This window comes from Novosphingobium sp. PhB55 (assembly GCF_004368805.1).
In the GTDB taxonomy this organism is placed as follows: Bacteria; Pseudomonadota; Alphaproteobacteria; order Sphingomonadales; family Sphingomonadaceae; genus Novosphingobium.
Genome location: NZ_SODQ01000001.1, coordinates 943,697 through 959,470, shown reverse-complemented (window position 1 = coordinate 959,470; position 15,774 = coordinate 943,697). Strand labels below are relative to the sequence as shown.

The following is a 15,774-nucleotide window of genomic DNA, read 5'->3' as shown; positions in this document are numbered from 1 at the left end:
AGGCATCCCACCGGCCCTCTAGCGCTGGCATCAGGGGTCCTGATTATTCTTGCTTTGGTACAGGCAATCCCAGTCCTTGCAGGCACGTTGCTGGAAGACATCGATACCGCAAGAGCAGCCGCGGCTCGCTGCGATCTCCCCCGGGCCATCGCGATCGGGAACGAAACACTTGCGAGGGCGCGGAAAGAATGGCCGCCTGGGCACGAGGGCTTCGTCATTCTGCACCTTGATCTGGCGACATGGCTGAACGAGCGCTTCGAGTTTGGGCAGGCGCACGAACATGCTCTGGAGGCCGAAAGTATCGTCAAGTCATCGCGCGGTTCTGAAAGCCCGTTGTATGCTCTTGCATCCCAGAACGAGGCGGTCGCCCTGTCCGGGATGAACCAATACGACCAGGCAGAAACGATACTTGCGGCAGACGAAGCCATTTTCGCCCGTGGTAATACGCCCGAAGACCTCACGAACCTCCTCAATGTCCAGATGGCCCTGGCAAATCTCGCTTTCGCCCGTGGGCAATTGAGCGCGGGCCTTGCTGTGGTGGATCGGGCGGAGGCGAATCTGGCACGCATGCTGCCCCAGCCGGTTTCCCTGAGAGTGAAGGCAGGACTCAGTATCGCTGACGCGAGGAGGCGGATGTTGGATGTGCGCGGAGCCCGAGTCGCACTTGATCGGGTCGAACTCGATCTGAAATCGGCACCCGTCGGGCAGGGTCGCAAAAGGCTGAGTTTGGTCAAGGCGGCTGTCGCCTATGAAGAAGGCCGGCTAGGCGATGCGCTTAACATCCTCAACGATGCATCGCAGGCCCAGACCGACCCCTGCGATCTCTTGGCAGAAACAGACATCGAGGCTCGCAGAGGGGCGATCTATATGGTCCGGCGTGAATTGCCCGAAGCTTCCCGTGCCTACACGCAGGCCCTCCTGGCCCTCGCCGAGACCAACCTCAGGAGGAATCCCCGCGAGCCGGAAATCGTCTATGGCCTTGCAGTGATTGCAGGTATGTCGCGCAAGTTCGACGAAGCCAGCGCACTGTTTGACAGGTCGGCTGCCCTGTTCCGCAACATCGAAGGACAGCCGACCGAATCCGAGGCCATAACCTATCTGGAAAAGGCGCAGATGCTTGGACTTGCGGGGAAGGGGGAGGATGCAGTCAAGGCAGCCCGGGATGCCATGGGCATTCTTTCCCAGGGCGTGTCACAATCCCCCCTGACTGACGCTTATGCGCACGCGGCTCTGGGATTGGCGCTGTTCCACGACGGTCAGTTCGATCTGGCGAGGAAAGAACTTTCCGAGGCGCTTGGCGGCTTCGAGGCCGTGCGGGGGAGCGCATCGTTCGATCTGGCGCCGGGCCTCGATGCCTTGGGAGAAATGGCTCTGGCCTCGGGTCTGACGCGTGACGCCATCGACTACTTCACGCGTGCAGCCGACGTGCAGAGGCAATGGGGGGGCTCGAGCGCACTGGCGCTGGGTTCCTCTTTGTCGCGGCTGGGCGTGGCGCAGGACAATGCCGGTCAGCACGGAGAGGGCCTCACGAGCAGTGCTGATGCCGTCGCCATCCTACAGAGCCGACTGGAGCTTGGCGAAGGCATGCCCTGGAACGATGCGGACGTAGAGCGGGCCGCCGCGCGCTCGATTCTGACGTCTGATCTCGAGATGGTATCATCCCGAGCAGGCGAACGGACCCTCCTGATCGACCAATCTGTGATCGAGCGCATGCTTGCCGATGTTCAACTTGCCAATGCGACGCGCACGGGCGCCGCGATTGCGCAGATGACACAGAGTCTGAGCCAACTAGACAGTTTGACGGGCGAAATGCTGCGTCAAAGAAATGATCTTTCCGCCGAATGGAGGGCTGTCCAAGACGAGGTCATGGGTCTTCTGGCTGTCGATGCCCGGATCGCCGACGAGCGCAGAAAGGTCCTGCTTGTGCGGCAGGGCGAGGTTGTCTCGAGGCTCCGGCGGTTGGACCAAACGCTAGTGGCACGCGATCCCAGCGTCGATCTGATCATCAAGTCCAAGATTGCCCGGCTAGCTGCCATACAGAGCAGCATCCGGCCCAATGAGGCGGCCGTCGCTGTCGTCACTGCGGCCGACGCGACCTATGTCGTGATCATTCGGAAGGACCAGGCTGGCACGTATCGGACTTCGCTTACGACGAAGCAGTTGGCTGCCAGCGTAGACGCCTTGCGCGCCAGTCTCGACAAGTCGCGCTGGCGAGAGGAACTTCCGGCGTACGATACCCAGGCCGCCTATAGCCTGTTTCACGACTTGCTTGAACCAGGAATGCCGTTTCTGACGACGGTCGACAGTTTGCTCATAGTCAATGACGGTGCGCTCTCCACGTTGCCGCTTTCGGTCCTTCTGACGGCTCCGACGGCCCCCATCGAGGGCGTGCCCGAGGATTATACCGCGCTTCCCTGGCTGATCGATCGCTTTGCGCTCTCCACGTACCCTTCGTTAGCCTCCATCGTCACGTTGCGCGATCTGGCGCGGCAGGTGGGGGCGCAGGATACTTTCTTAGGTGTCGGCGCCCCGCAATTCGAAGGGCGCGCGTCGGAGGGGGGGGACATGCATGCACTCCGGGAGGCACGGACCGATACTGCCTTCACAGACTTGGCAAGCCTGCGTTTACTCTCCCCGCTGCCCGACGCCCGCGAGGAAATCCTTTCGATTGCCGATGCCCTCGGGAAAAAGGAGAAGACACTGCTGATGGGGCCAGACGCCACCGAACTCCGATTCCGTCAGGAGCCACTCGAGGATTACAGTGTCATTTTGTTCGCCACGCATGGCCTTATCGCGGGCCGCCTGAGTGGAAATGCCGAGCCGGCGCTTGCTCTGACGCCGCCGGCGGCAGCAACGCTTGGCGATGACGGGCTGCTCGACGCGAGCGAAGTGGCGATGCTCCGCTTGCGCGCGAATTGGGTGATCTTGTCCGCTTGCAATACTGCGGCAGGCGATCGGGAGTCGGGGGCGGAACCCCTCTCCGGCCTCGCCAAGGCGTTCTTCTACGCGGGTACGCGGTCCCTTCTCGTGACGCACTGGCCGGTCTCGTCAAGGGCGGCGACGAAATTGACGGTTGAGACCGTGCGTAGGGCCGCGGCAGGGGAGGATCCGGCAAAGGCTCTGCGGGAGGCCGCTCTCGGGTTCATCCGGGACGACGATCATTCGCTCCGCACTCACCCCTATTTCTGGGCACCGTATGCACTTGTCGGCGGATAGGATGCGGGAGGCGTCCATTATGCTCCGTTTGCGGATGGCGGTATTTTTGCTTCCGCTGGCCTGCGCGGTAGGTCCGGGCGTGCTCGCGCAGGAGGCCATAACCGTCGGACGCTGGGCTGAGGGTTCACTGTCCCACGGGGATCTGCGAACCGACGACGGCCGGTTCTTCGACGAATACGCAGTCGATGTCATCGAAGGACAGGTCTACACCATCGAGGCTCTTTCGGACGACTTCACGCCAATGATCCGTGTCGAGGGTCCAGGGGGAAACATCGTGCTCAGCAAGCCCGCATCCACCGGTGTGCTGATCGAACGGTTCAGGTTTGCTCGGGGTGGCCGATACGTCGTGCAGGTCTCCGGCGTCGGCGATGGTGCGACGGGCGGATACCGCCTCAGAATCCGGCGACTCGGGCCGGAAGTCGACGATACGCGCAACGACCAGACAGACCGGATCGGCGTGGTGACGGCGCTTCCCCCCGCCTCGCTCAAGACGGCAATCCGCAGCGACTGCCTTTCCGGAAAGCTCGACTTCGGAGAGGTTTTCGACAGACTGAAGGCATCGAGCGCGGAATACGACGATCCTGGCCTGTTCCTGACACGCCGTGGCTTCGGGATCGTAACTAGATTCGAACGGATCGACGACCGGGGCGTGGCGATCGCGAGCGATCGCTGGGACACGGCGCCATTCTACAACAGCTTCTTTCAGGTCATTTCCCACCAAGCGCAGCCGGGGCGCTACCGGTCCTACATGTTCGTGTACGACACCGGCATGCCTGACAATGCTTCGTCGCGGACGCTTGCCGAGATCGCGGATTGGGTAACGGCAGGTGCCGGGCTCGAGTTGCCCTCGGCCTATCGCGGGTTGAGGGGCGGCAAGGATCACTACCTCCAGATCTTCGTATACGAATACGAGCGCGCTTCGATTGGTTCGCCGACCCTGCTTGTGCGGCCCACGCCGCGCCAACGGGGGCACTTGGGGAGCGCCGTCGCAAGACGGGTTTCTGTAATTTTTACCGGGGGTGATTGTGGTTAGATATCGCATGATCATCACGTTAATATGGTGGGGCTTCGGGCTCGCGATCCTCCTGATGTTTATCTGGGCGGCGTTCGACGAGGCCGTGTTCGGTGCGTTTCGAGAGCAGGCGATCGACTGGATCATTCCCCACTTGATCCCGACCATGTCTTTGACGGGGGCGGTGGCTTACACATCCTCGTCCGATCCTCAGAAAGAGACCTCTCCGCAGGCGCGCTTCGCGTTCCTGCTCGCATGCCTGATTAGCGTGGTCTACCTGCTGGTCCTCGCGGCAGTGATAATTCTCGCCCTGACCGGTAGCGTCGGCGAAAGCAGCCGCGGCGCTGTCGACGCCCTTGCTGAGTGGAACAAGCTCTTGGGGGTTTTTCAAGGCTTGGCGGCATCGGCCATCGGTGTCTTCTTCGTGAAGAATTGATTGGTTATGTTTAAGTCGCGCCACGAATAGCCGGAAAATGCTAAATCCAAGCGGTGGGATCAATGCACCGCTTAAGGCAGGCACGGAAGTGCGGAAATTTTCTCGCAAGAAGGGCCATTATTTCCGAATACCGCCGCCGCACCCATTCTGCTTGGCGCAGTTATTGCACGGTTGGGCTATTCACTTATTGGTTGGGGGTAGAATTGGGGGTGGCTCTTTTCTCAATTTCTAGAAATTGACAACAATTTCAGTTCGATAAGGGTAATCGGTCGATCCCTCCTCCGCTACCATCACTTTCCCATAGAAAACTTTTATCTAGCCGAGCCTTAGCGACTTCATACGTTCAGCTTAGCGCCGTTGTCGTGGTCGTCGGACCAGCGGCGTGCTTCGGCGAGGGCGGTTCGGGTGGCGGCGCCGATTATGGGTTGGACCGGAACGATGTGCACGTTGCTGGAAGGCAGCAGTTTTCCCGATCGGCGGAATTGTTCGGCCAGGCCGTCGCTGACGCCGCTGAGGTAGAGCGTGCCGCCTTGCTTCGACAGTCGGTGGGCGTAGTCGTCAAGCACTTCGATCAGGGTGGCGTCAACGGCGCTGTGGCCGCGCATGCGCAGGATGACTGCGGGCTCTTCCGCTCCGGCGGGATCCGGCAGGTTTTCCTGAAGGGTCCGCGCTCCCGCGAAGAACAGGCTGCCCCAGACGTCGAGGACGAGGATCTGGTGGCTGGTGAGGGCGGCCGGCGGGGGCTGTTCCTCCGCCTGTCCGTCAGGTCGCTGCACCACCATCCGCATGGACACGTCCGTGGCCGAGGACGAGACGAAATAGACGATCGTCACCAGTACCCCGATGCCGACTGCTACGGGGATGGATAGGGCCAGGCAGGCGCTGAAAGTCGCGACGATGGCGAGCCGCGCGCCGCCTCCCACGCGCCAGATGGAGAGCGCCTCGCGCCAGTTGATCGCGCTCGCTCCGGCGCTGACCATCAGCGCGGCGAGGCCGCTCGTCGGGACCAGGCCGACCAGATTGGGGATGAGCAGGATGAAGACCAGCAGCCAGATCCCCGCGCTGATGCCGGCCCATCGGGTCACGGCGCCGAGACTGACGTTGAGGGCGGTCTGGCTGACCGACCCGCCTACGCCGATCCCCGACATCAGGCTGCTCGCGCAATTGGCGACGCCTTGCGCCATCATGTCGCGGGAGACGTTCGCACGGCGGCCGTGGGCGACGGCAAGGCCCTGGCTGACCCCGGCACCCTGTATCGCCACAACCACGGCGATGGCGAAAGCCGATCCGACGAGGTCGAGCGTCAAGCTGTCCAGCGCCGGCAGGCGCGGCAGGGGGAACCCGCGCGGAATGGGGCTGCCGCTGGCGACAGTGGGAACGTCGCTCCATCCCAGTGCTGCCATGGAGAGCGTCGGGACGGCCAGTGCGAGAAGGGGGGACCAGAGGCTGAGCCGTGTGCGGCGCAGTATCAGCAGCAGCGCCAGAGTGGAGAGGCCGATAATCGCGGTATGAGGCGCGATCCGGCCCAGATGGAACAGCCGCGAGAGCAGGGGGCCGACTTCGGCGGGCGGCTGCGGAGAATAGCCAATCAGCGTGGGCAATTGCGAGAGGATCAGCATCACCGCCACGCCTAGCATGAAGCCGGTCATCACTGCATGGGAGACGAAGCGCACGAGCCGGCCGGCCTGCAACAGCCCGAACAGGACCAGGAAGCCGCCGGACAGAAGGACCAGCAACATCAGTGCGCTGGTGCGTGCCTCGCCGGAGAACGCCGCAAGCGCCTCTGCGGCCATGACGGCGGAAGCGCTGGTGGTCGCGACGATCATCAGGCGGCTGCTCGTCAGCATGCCGCCGACTGCTGGGCCGATCGCGGCGGCATAGAGGCCGGCAACCGGGTTCACGCCGATCAGCGCGGCGGTTGCGAGGCCATCGGGAAGGGCCACGACCGCGTCGACCAGCCCCGCCAGCGGATCGCGGATCCAGCCTCTGCGCCCGGGCGATGTGTCCTGGGCTGTGCCGCTGGTGTCAGCTTCGGACATCGGCTTGGCTCACGCATCAGTTTCTACAGGACAGCACGCTATCGACTCCTCGCCCCGAGGCTATGGGGGCTTTCCCTGTGGCCATAGGGGCACAGCCCGGAAGGGCGCGAGGGCGCGCGGATCCGCTGCGCAACTCGATGGTCGTGCGTGTGGGCGCTGCAGCATGTCCGGGGCGTTCGACGCACCCTTTCAGGCAGGAAATGGCGATCGGGTTTCCGCGAGGTCCGGTTTTCAGCAACGTTTGCAGGCGATGCGCCTGGCCTGCGCCGATGCTGCAGGACAGAAAAGTTCAGTTGCCACGTTAGCTAATGGGCGGTTCTGGAAACAATATCACAATAAGTAAAGAGCTATACGGGTAATTACGGAGGCGCGAAAAACCTATCCATTGTGGTTAGTCATGGACTTGGAATAATACAGCTAGAGAATCATACTTAGTTACGCTATTGATCCGAAGCGCAAATTGCTGCGTACTCACGGGGGCTGTGCGTATGACGAACCCGAAAATCGATTGCAGCGGCGTCGTAGTCAAGATGCCGCTCGTAAAGAACCTCAGCTATGATGAGAACCGCGCTACTGTCCTGAGCGGGTTAATCCAGGCGCTGCCGCTCGATGTCTTCGTAGTGGCGCCGAGCGGCAAGGTGGTCCTTGCCAATCTTACCGATGCGGCGCTTGCGGTGCTGGGCATGGACTTCGCCCAGAGCGTCAATTCATCGTTCGAGAGCGTGCTGGAGCAGCTTCCTCTCGACCAGGAATCCCGATCGGACATTCGCGGGCACATCGTTCGCATCCTGGGCGGAAGCCTGCTGTCCGTCAGCCGCAGCTATCCCATGCTGACCTCACGCGGAGGGGAACTGGGCGTCCAGATCACGAGCATTGCCGAGCCCTTCGGCATGATCCTGGTCGTGCTCAAGACCGGCCGCAAGACAGGGGAGCGGCTGACGCGGCGGGCGCAGCAGGCCAGAATTCTCCTGGCGCAGGAAGAAGAGCGCCGCCGGATCGCGCGCGACCTTCATGACGGCACCGCGCAGCACCTCGCGCTGGCGCAAGTCATGCTGGAGACGGTGCGCAAGGCCCGGACTTTCGACGCCATCGAGGAAGCCTGTATCGACATCGAAAGCGCGCTCAGCACCGCGCAGCATCAGATGCGCACGCTCAGCTACGTGCTGCATCCGCCGGAACTGTCGTCTGGGGGCATCTACGAGGCGCTGGGAGCCTTCGTCAGGGGTTTTGCGCGGCGCACGGGGCTGGACGTTCGTTTCCAGAACCTTGCCGGGCGTCTGCGGCCCTCGGCCGATCTCGAGATTGCACTCTACCGCGTCGCGCAGGAAGCGCTGGTCAACGTGGGCAAGCATGCCTTCGCCCATACCGTGGAAGTGCGCCTGACGACGGTGGCCAAGCATCTCGTGCTGGAAGTAGAGGACGACGGGATCGGCATTCCCAGCGACATCATCGAAGGACGCCGCCGCGAGGCCATGGGCGTGGGACTGTCAGGGATGCGTGAGCGCGTAGAGGCGCTGGGCGGTATCTTTTGCGTGGAGCGGCGCGCCAATGGCACGCACATCGGCGCCTATTTCCCGCAGCGGCGCCAGACCGATGCTGCGGCGAATGCGGTCAAGGCTCAACGATATTGTTCCGAACCGCATAAAGCACGAGTTCCGCCGTCGTCCTGAGCTTCAGCTTGTGCATGGCGGCGGCGCGGTGGGTTTCCACCGTCTTCACGCTGATGCCCAGCATATGGGCGATCTGCTTGTTCAGCTTGCCTTCCGCGATCAGCTGCACGATCTCGCGCTCGCGCGCGGTGAGCATGATGCTCTTGTCGGTAGAGTGGTTGGTATCGATGAAGTGTTCCAGCAGCGTTTCCGAAATCGCGCCGGAGAAGTACGGCTTGCGTTTCGCCAGGGCCTTGGCCGCAGAGACCAGATGCACGCCGCTGTCCGACTTGAGGACATAGCCGCGGGCACCGGCGCGCAGGACATCTATCAGGATGCTTTCGCGGTCGTGCATCGTGTAGATCAGTATTTCGGTACGCGGCAGCTCGTGCTTGATCGCGCGGGTCAGTTCGAGGCCGTTCATCAGCGGCAGCGAGTAATCCAGGATGGCGATGTCCGGCTTGGTTTCCACCGCCAGGTTCAGCGCCTCGCGGCCATCGGCCGCTTCCCCCACGACCTGGAAATCGGCATGCGATTCCAGCAAGGTCCGAACGCCCTGGCGCATCGCTTGATGATCGTCAGCGATAAGGATTCTGCTTGTGATCGGGCGCATTCGACCCCCCCTTTTTCTAGCGGCGTTGCAGGTGCCATCGGTTGGCTGCGGGTCTATCTTCGTTCCGTCATGACCCCGTTCAATCGGGAGTTTCCCTAGCATTCCGGCATAAGTTCTCCACAATTCCGACGAACGGCGAACGCAGATGCAAAGGCACTTTTCCAAGTCGAACCGATCTCCTGAATTTTCAGGAGCCGTTCGCCTTTGAAACCGGCCCGGATATTGATATTAAATATTTGAAAAATAGCCAGAGGTTCAAAAGGTAAATTGAGAACATTCTGCCGGACTAGTGTAAGCTTTCATGTCTGGTCTGGCAAAAACGACTGACGCTTTGCTCGCTGTCGCATGGTGGAATGTATCGCACGATAACATTGCTATCGATTTCATCCAGCGATCCTCCCGGCAGGTTGCCCGACTGCCGCGGCGTAGTCGCCGGAGCCGCCCTTCGGGAAGGGCAACTCCGGCGACCTGCTCCACCGGCGCGGGACCGAGGGGGTACATGAGCCTCACCCCGGCGGATTGACGATGACGTAGGTAACCCCGGAGGATTGGTACTGCGGGCGATACCAGATGTTGTTGCAGCTGAAGTAGGTCACGTCGCCGCGCACCACTTTCGGGCAGTTGGAAGGGAGCGTGTAGACCACCGAGCCGACGGTCGTGCTCTGGATGACCACCGTGTCCGGCTGGCTGGAACTGGCGACCACGGCTGCAGTGGTGCCGGCGACGATGCCGACGGCCGCAGCATCCCAGAAGGGATCGTCGTAGTAGCCCCAGCCCCAACCCCAGCCGGGCGGCGGGGGTGGCGGCGGCGGTCCCGGACGAGGTCCTGGTCCCGGGTGTGGTCCAGGTCCAGGTCCCGGGCCAGGCCCAGGTCCCGGATGCGGTCCGGGTCCAGGGCCAGGGCCAGGGCCGGGGCCAGGGCCGGGGTTAGGTCCGGGGCCGGGATGCGGACCGGGGCCGGGTTCAGGTCTTCCGCCGCCGCCGCCATCGGGATGCGGCACGGGATGCTCGCGCGGGATGTCGGGATTGCGGATGCCGCCGCCGCCGCTGCCGGGGGCATGGAAGTTGCTGCGGCCCTGAAAGCCTCCGCCGCCGCCCAGCCCGCCGCTCATGCGTCCGCCGCTCATATGCATGCCGCCGCCGCCGAGACGGCGCTGGGCCTCCGCCGGAGCAATCGTCGCCGCAAGGACTGCGAGCGACGTGGCAAGGGCTCCGATCCGAGCGATCCGATGGTTTCGCATGTCAGTTGCCCTCCAGGCTGGAAAGCGCGGCCAGTTGGATCGCGGTGGCGTTCTTCCCCGGAACGAAGGCGAAATCGCGCGCCGTCAGGGCAGGGGCGGTGTTCCAGGTGAGTTCCGCCACGTAAGACGGCCGGATCGGGTTCGACCGGTCTATGATCACGACCTTCAGCGGCACCGGCTTCTTGCCGCGGGCGATCCAGAGCTGCCAGTCGAGATCCTCGCCGCGATAGGCGAACTGGTCGGTTTCCTGCCCGTTGACCCGCGCGAAGCCCACGCGGACGGCCGAAGTGATGCCATCGGTCACGGGATTTTCGGACCAGTAGAACAGATCGGCAAGCGGCAAGTCGATGCCGTAGTCGAGATAGATCTTGTCGACCGTCTGGCGGATCGTCGCCGGGGCGGGCACTTTGGCATAATAGTTCTGCCGCGGCACGTTCACGGTGAGTGATTTGCCGTCATAGTAATATTCGCGGATCGCGCGGTCCGACTTCAATTGCACGAAGAAGGCGGTGGGCCGCATGACCTTGTAGGTTGCCTCATAGCCGAGATGCACGGCGATGTCGGTGTCCTGCAACGTCGATTCCATCGTCGCCTTGGACTGGATCTCGAAGCTCTGCAGCGTCTTGAGATAGTTGCCCATGCCCTTGAGCGCCTGGATGGCCACCGGGTCGAGCGTCTGCGTCGCCGTGCGGGGCCCAGTGGCTGCGGTCGTCGCCGCGTCGGCTGCGGACGGGGTCTGGTCCGCAGCGGCCTGGGCGAGAGTGGGCGTCGCGGCACCCGCGAGCAGCAGCGCCAGCGTGAAGGCTCCGGCGGTAGGCCGGAAGCGCGAAACGGGCATCGGTCACTCCTTTGATGGCTGAACCGTTACAGGGTCACAGTTTCCCTGCCGGCGTCACATCCGGGGAATCCCTCTGATCGCGCTGGAATTGCCTCGGGAGATGCCAGGGCAGTCGGCGCGGCGAACCTCGGGGGCTGTCCATGGGGATGCCCGACAGCCTGCATCAGGGAGATTCCCGATAGCTGAAAGCCATTGCCAGCCGAATAGTTCAGGCCTCGATACAAGGAGAAGGCCATGAACTCGCGAGCGTTGACCCTGGCATGTTGCGCACTGCTGACGGCATCTTGCGCGACCACGCCGAAAGTAACCTTCGATGCCGATCCTACGGCGAATTTTGCCGGTTTCCGGACGTATAGCTGGGCTTACACTGCCGCACCGCAAGGCGTGAACCCGCTGCTTACCCAGCGCGTCAAGACCGCGGTCGAAAGCGAGATGTCCAAGCGCGGCTATACCCAGGCCGGCACCGGCGATTTCGCCATCGGGTTTACCCTTGGTTCGCGTGACCGCGTGGAAGTGTCCTCGCTTGGCTCCTACGGGCCCTATTTCCGTCCCTGGGGCGGCTGGGCCGGGTACAACCAGGTCGATGTGCGCAACGTGACGGACGGGACGCTGACCATCGACGTCTACGACAGCGCGAGCAAGTCGCCGGTGTGGCATGGCACTGCGACGCAGCAGGTGACCAGCAGCAGCGTTACTCAGGAAAAGGTCAATGCGGTGGTGACGGCGGTTCTCGCCAACTTCCCGCCGCCGGCAGGAGCGGCGAAATGACCGGCGAGCCGTTCGAGAACGAGCGGGGCATCGCCACCCCCAGGCCCGAGCGGATCGACCTGCCTGCCGTTCCCCCTCTGCCCGACGTTGCCGGAATAACCCCCGACGAGGCTTCGACCACTTTCTCCCGGTTTCGCAGCAATCTCTCGCGCTTTCGTACGAACCTTTCGGAGCACCGCACGGACCTGTCCGAATTCCGGACCGATCTTTCGCAGCATCGCACGGGTCTTTCCGAAAACCGCACGGAAATGTCGATGCGCCGCACCGGCATGTCCTTCCACCGGACGCGGATGAGCGCTGATCGGACGCTGATGTCCGAGATACGCACTGCGCTGTCGCTCATCGGCTTCGGTTTCACGATCTATCAGGCCTTCGCGAAGCTGCACGAAGCGGGTGTCATCGGCCAAAGCCAGACACCCCGGAACTTCGGCGTGGCGCTGATCGTGCTGGGCATATTGCTGCTGTTCGGCGGCATCGCGCGGCACGTCCAGTTTGCCCTGGAGCTTCGCGCCAGCCGAAAGGCCATGACGGGCGACGGGCTGATCCACGGCGAGACGGTGTTTCCGGTTTCGCTTACCCTGGTCGTTGCGGTGCTGCTGGCTATTCTCGGCATAGCGGCGGTGCTGGGGATCGTCTTCAACATCTCGGGGATGAACTGAACCGTGGCATCGAATGCAGCAAAGACCCGCCCCGGATCCGATCGCGACATGGTCTGGATCGAAGGCGGGCAGTTCACCATGGGCTCCAACCACCATTATCCCGAGGAGCGGCCCGAACGGCCGGCCGCGGTCGAAGGCTTCTGGATCGACCGCAACCCGGTGACCAACCGGGAATTCGCGCGGTTCGTGGCGGAAACCGGCTACCGCACTTTTGCAGAGCAGGCGCCGGACCCGGCCGACTATCCCGGCGCCCTGCCGGAGATGCTGGTACCGTCCTCGCTCGTGTTCCAGCCGCCCGCCCGCCCGGTCGATCCGCGCGGGCCGGTCAGCCAGTGGTGGTCGTTCCAGTCCGGCGCGGACTGGCGCCATCCCACCGGTCCAGATAGCTCCCTGGACGAGATCGCCGAACATCCGGTGGTCCATGTCGCGCTGGTCGATGTCGAGGCCTATCTCGACTGGGCGGGACTCTCGCTGCCGAACGAGGCGGAATGGGAGTTCGCGGCGCGCGGTGGCAGCGAAGGCACCGAATTCGCCTGGGGTTCCGAACTCGTGCCGGGCGGTGTCCATCAGGCCAACACCTGGCAGGGCGCTTTCCCTTATGCGAACTTGCGCGAGGACGGGTGGCTGCGGACCTCGCCCGTCGGCACTTATCCGGCCAACGGCTATGGGCTCAACGACATGATCGGCAACGTCTGGGAATGGACCGCCGACTGGTGGCGCGATTCTCCCGGTGCGGCGCCGGTCAGGAGCTGCTGCTCCACGGCGCGGGCCAAGGCGATGCAGGACAGTGTCGACCCGAACGATCCCACGCGCATCCCACGGCGCGTGCTCAAGGGCGGCTCGCACCTTTGCGCGCCGAACTACTGCCAGCGCTATCGACCGGCGGCGCGCCATGCCCAGCCGGTCGATACCTCGACGTCCCATGTCGGTTTCCGGGCCATCGCCAGGATCTGACGCGAACAACTGAGCCTGCAGGGCCCGGGGATCAGACCTGATCTCCGGGCTTTTCCTGTCGCCGCAGGAGCATCTGGTAAGGGATCAGCACCAGGAACCCGACTATCAGGAACAGCAGGACTGCAGCCGAAAGCGCCGCATTGGCGTGATTGGCACCGGCCAGGGCCAAGGCGATGCCAGGGTGTCGCATGGCGGCGGAGATGGCAAGCGAGCCTCGGTCCGCCAGGTTGTCGCCACCAAGAAAATGGCCGCCCGCGATGGCCACGACGACGACGAGTATCATGGCCAGAACCGTGCCATTGCCGATCAGCGCCATCATCGCCGGCCAGACTTTGATCAAGATCGGCAGTGCGGCCAGCACGAGCAGCAGGTAGGCGGCAATGGTCACGGCTTTCGTCAGGCGCGGAGCGGGCGCCCTGAGCAGGACCCGGCCGACTACCAGCCCTACCACAAGCGGGATGGCCACGCCGATGAGGATATTGCGCGCGACCACGCTGACCGGGAACTGGGCGTGAACGCCGTAGAAGCGGGCTGCCAGGGCGCCAAGGATCGGCACGAAGATCACGGCGAAGACGGCGCCGGTCGCCATGAGGCCGTAGACATAGGGCGTGTGACCGCCCGCCTTCAGAGCCTTGCCCGGCATCAGTGGGGGCACGGGCGAAATGGCCATGAGCAGGATGCCTGCTTTTGCCGCCTGGGAAAGCGGGAACAGCGCGACGATGGCCATGGCCGCGAGGATCGGGATCACCATGATCGCCACGAAAGCGGGCAGCAACAGCCGCGGGCGCTTCAGGACATAGGCGAAGTCACCGCGCGACGATGCCAGTCCGGCCGCAACCACCAGCAGGCCGAGGCTCAAGGTCAGCAGTAACGGTATCAGTTGTTTCACGATCTCCATCGGTCTTCACCTTCCGTTGTGCTTTGCGATCATTGCCTTGGCAGGAGCAAAAGTTGATCGGGGAAAGTCCCTAGCCGCCTCGTGAAATGCCGCTATCCGCCTCTTCCGTGAGGCGGCGTCGCTCAGAACGCCTCGCCGATTCCGAAGTAGATGGCCTGTGAATCCCGACCCATCGCGATGTCGAGCCGCAAGTTCGTGCCGGTCTCTGGCGAGGCCTTGAAACGCAGGCCCATGCCCACGGCGGGCAGGAACTTGCCATGGTCGAGATCTCCGAGGCTGTCTCCGATCCCGCCGATCCCGCCGAACAGGACGCCGCCGAACCTGTCGCTCATTTGCTGGCGCCATTCGACTTGCGCGGTCCACATCGCGCGGTCGCGGTAGCGGCCCATTTCGTATCCCCGAAGGTCTCCGTTCTGGCCGTACATGCACAAGTCGTAGAACGGGGCCCCCTTGGATACCGCGCAAAGACTGCCGTGGATCGCGAGCGTGCCGGTGGAGGTCGCCGGGAAGTACCCACTGGCCGCGAACTGCCAGGTGTCATAGGAAAAATCGCTGCCCAGCGCGTCCATGTTGAAGACGCCGACGAGCGTGACATTCGCGCCCTTGCGCGGCGCGAACTGGTTGTCCCGGCTGTCGTAAGTCACGGCCGGGCCGATGCCCGAAGTCTGGCTGTCGAGCAGGTTGCCCGGTAGATTGAGATCGGGAAAGAGCGGGTTTTCTCGCTTTATCCGCGAGTTTACCTTGAGAAAGCGATAGCGCGCGCCGACGTAGAAGTGCTCTGCGATCTCGTACTGCCCCTGCGACAGGATCATGGTGCCCCGGTCCTCCAGGTCCACTGAGATGTCGCGGTCGCCCGCATTGGCGCCGATGCCGTAGAACTGCATGTTGATGTCGGCATAGCCGCCGAAGAGCAGCACCTTGAAGCGGTCGTCGTCCAGCGACATGCTGTGCACCGCGCCGGCGCCCCAGCTCTTGTTGGTGGTATAGAAGGCGCCGCCGCCGGTGACCCAGGGCTGGCTGGAGCCGTTGGGGTTGTAGAACAGCACCCCCGCCACGGTGAGCCCGGCCCCGACCGTCGGGTTCGACATCGGAATGGGAACGACCAGCAGGTCGGGTTTCATCTTCTTGGCGGCGGGAGGTGCCGGCGGCGCGGCTGCCGATGTGGCGGCGTCGCCGGTGCCAGGCCGGTCGTTCTGGGGGGCGGACAGCGAAGTCGTCGCGATGACGGTGTCGTTCGCCATCTGCTGCACCGGCAGGTTCTGTGCCATGACGGGAAACGGAAGCCCGGCCAGCAGCAGCGTCGCCAGCATCGGGGCAGACCGGAGCGGGACCGCGGACAGGGGCCGAGGGGGCGTGGCATCCGGCCGCTGCTGCATGGTCGGCTCTCCTTCTGGATGGGCACACGTCTTGCGGCGCAGTGGCGACCGGCAAGACGCGGCCGATCGGTGTCC

13 protein-coding genes are annotated in these 15,774 nt (G+C 63.5%); 7 read left to right on the top strand and 6 right to left on the bottom strand.

The window, feature by feature from the left end:
• Window positions 1-87: 87 nt before the first annotated feature.
• From EDF57_RS04455 to EDF57_RS04445, 3 genes are read left to right on the top strand one after another with little or no spacing between them, the layout of a single operon-like run.
• Window positions 88-3,216, top strand: coding sequence for a CHAT domain-containing tetratricopeptide repeat protein (locus EDF57_RS04455; protein WP_166675164.1), 3,129 nt, complete (start codon window positions 88-90; stop codon window positions 3,214-3,216).
• A 19-nt stretch (window positions 3,217-3,235) separates the two neighbouring features.
• Complete coding sequence (locus EDF57_RS04450; protein WP_134093202.1) at window positions 3,236-4,249, top strand: hypothetical protein; 1,014 nt, start codon at window positions 3,236-3,238, stop codon at window positions 4,247-4,249.
• A gap of 7 nt (window positions 4,250-4,256) precedes the next feature.
• Window positions 4,257-4,664, top strand: coding sequence for a hypothetical protein (locus EDF57_RS04445; RefSeq protein WP_134093201.1), 408 nt, complete (start codon window positions 4,257-4,259; stop codon window positions 4,662-4,664).
• Window positions 4,665-4,999: 335 nt separating this feature from the next.
• On the opposite strand, the gene EDF57_RS04440 is transcribed toward EDF57_RS04445, so the two are convergent.
• The gene (locus tag EDF57_RS04440) at window positions 5,000-6,703 is read right to left on the bottom strand and encodes a SulP family inorganic anion transporter (RefSeq protein WP_134093200.1); all 1,704 of its coding nucleotides are present in this window, start codon (window positions 6,701-6,703) and stop codon (window positions 5,000-5,002) included.
• Window positions 6,704-7,191: 488 nt separating this feature from the next.
• Between EDF57_RS04440 and EDF57_RS04435 the strand changes: the two genes are divergently transcribed.
• Window positions 7,192-8,373, top strand: a complete 1,182-nt coding sequence (locus EDF57_RS04435; protein ID WP_134093199.1) for a sensor histidine kinase — start codon at window positions 7,192-7,194, stop codon at window positions 8,371-8,373.
• On the opposite strand, the gene EDF57_RS04430 is transcribed toward EDF57_RS04435, so the two are convergent.
• The 3 genes from EDF57_RS04430 to EDF57_RS04420 form a co-directional block, all read right to left on the bottom strand.
• A complete protein-coding gene (locus tag EDF57_RS04430; RefSeq protein ID WP_132263540.1) occupies window positions 8,315-8,965 on the bottom strand; it encodes a response regulator transcription factor in 651 nt (216 codons plus the stop codon). The genes EDF57_RS04435 and EDF57_RS04430 overlap by 59 nt on opposite strands.
• A gap of 506 nt (window positions 8,966-9,471) precedes the next feature.
• The gene (locus EDF57_RS25730) at window positions 9,472-10,206 is read right to left on the bottom strand and encodes a hypothetical protein (RefSeq protein ID WP_208324778.1); all 735 of its coding nucleotides are present in this window, start codon (window positions 10,204-10,206) and stop codon (window positions 9,472-9,474) included.
• A gap of 1 nt (window position 10,207) precedes the next feature.
• Window positions 10,208-11,044, bottom strand: a complete 837-nt coding sequence (locus tag EDF57_RS04420) for a DUF2092 domain-containing protein (protein ID WP_134093198.1) — start codon at window positions 11,042-11,044, stop codon at window positions 10,208-10,210.
• A gap of 234 nt (window positions 11,045-11,278) precedes the next feature.
• On the opposite strand from EDF57_RS04420, the gene EDF57_RS04415 reads away from it, so the two are divergent.
• Genes EDF57_RS04415 through EDF57_RS04405 form a run of 3 tightly spaced genes read left to right on the top strand, consistent with a single transcriptional unit; the run spans window position 11,279 to window position 13,425 of the window.
• On the top strand, window positions 11,279-11,812 hold the full coding sequence (locus EDF57_RS04415; RefSeq protein WP_132263534.1) for a DUF4136 domain-containing protein: 534 nt from the start codon (window positions 11,279-11,281) through the stop codon (window positions 11,810-11,812).
• The gene (locus tag EDF57_RS04410) at window positions 11,809-12,471 is read left to right on the top strand and encodes a DUF202 domain-containing protein (RefSeq protein ID WP_134093197.1); all 663 of its coding nucleotides are present in this window, start codon (window positions 11,809-11,811) and stop codon (window positions 12,469-12,471) included. Before EDF57_RS04415 ends, EDF57_RS04410 begins: the two co-directional genes overlap by 4 nt.
• A gap of 48 nt (window positions 12,472-12,519) precedes the next feature.
• Window positions 12,520-13,425: a formylglycine-generating enzyme family protein gene (locus tag EDF57_RS04405; RefSeq protein ID WP_134093196.1), complete on the top strand. Its 906-nt coding sequence runs from the start codon at window positions 12,520-12,522 to the stop codon at window positions 13,423-13,425.
• A 31-nt stretch (window positions 13,426-13,456) separates the two neighbouring features.
• On the opposite strand, the gene EDF57_RS04400 is transcribed toward EDF57_RS04405, so the two are convergent.
• Window positions 13,457-14,323: a Na+-dependent transporter gene (locus EDF57_RS04400; protein WP_134093195.1), complete on the bottom strand. Its 867-nt coding sequence runs from the start codon at window positions 14,321-14,323 to the stop codon at window positions 13,457-13,459.
• Window positions 14,324-14,445: 122 nt separating this feature from the next.
• Entirely contained in the window at window positions 14,446-15,699 is a 1,254-nt protein-coding gene (locus EDF57_RS04395; RefSeq protein ID WP_243840867.1) for a BamA/TamA family outer membrane protein, read from the bottom strand.
• Between the last annotated feature and the right edge of the window lie 75 nt (window positions 15,700-15,774).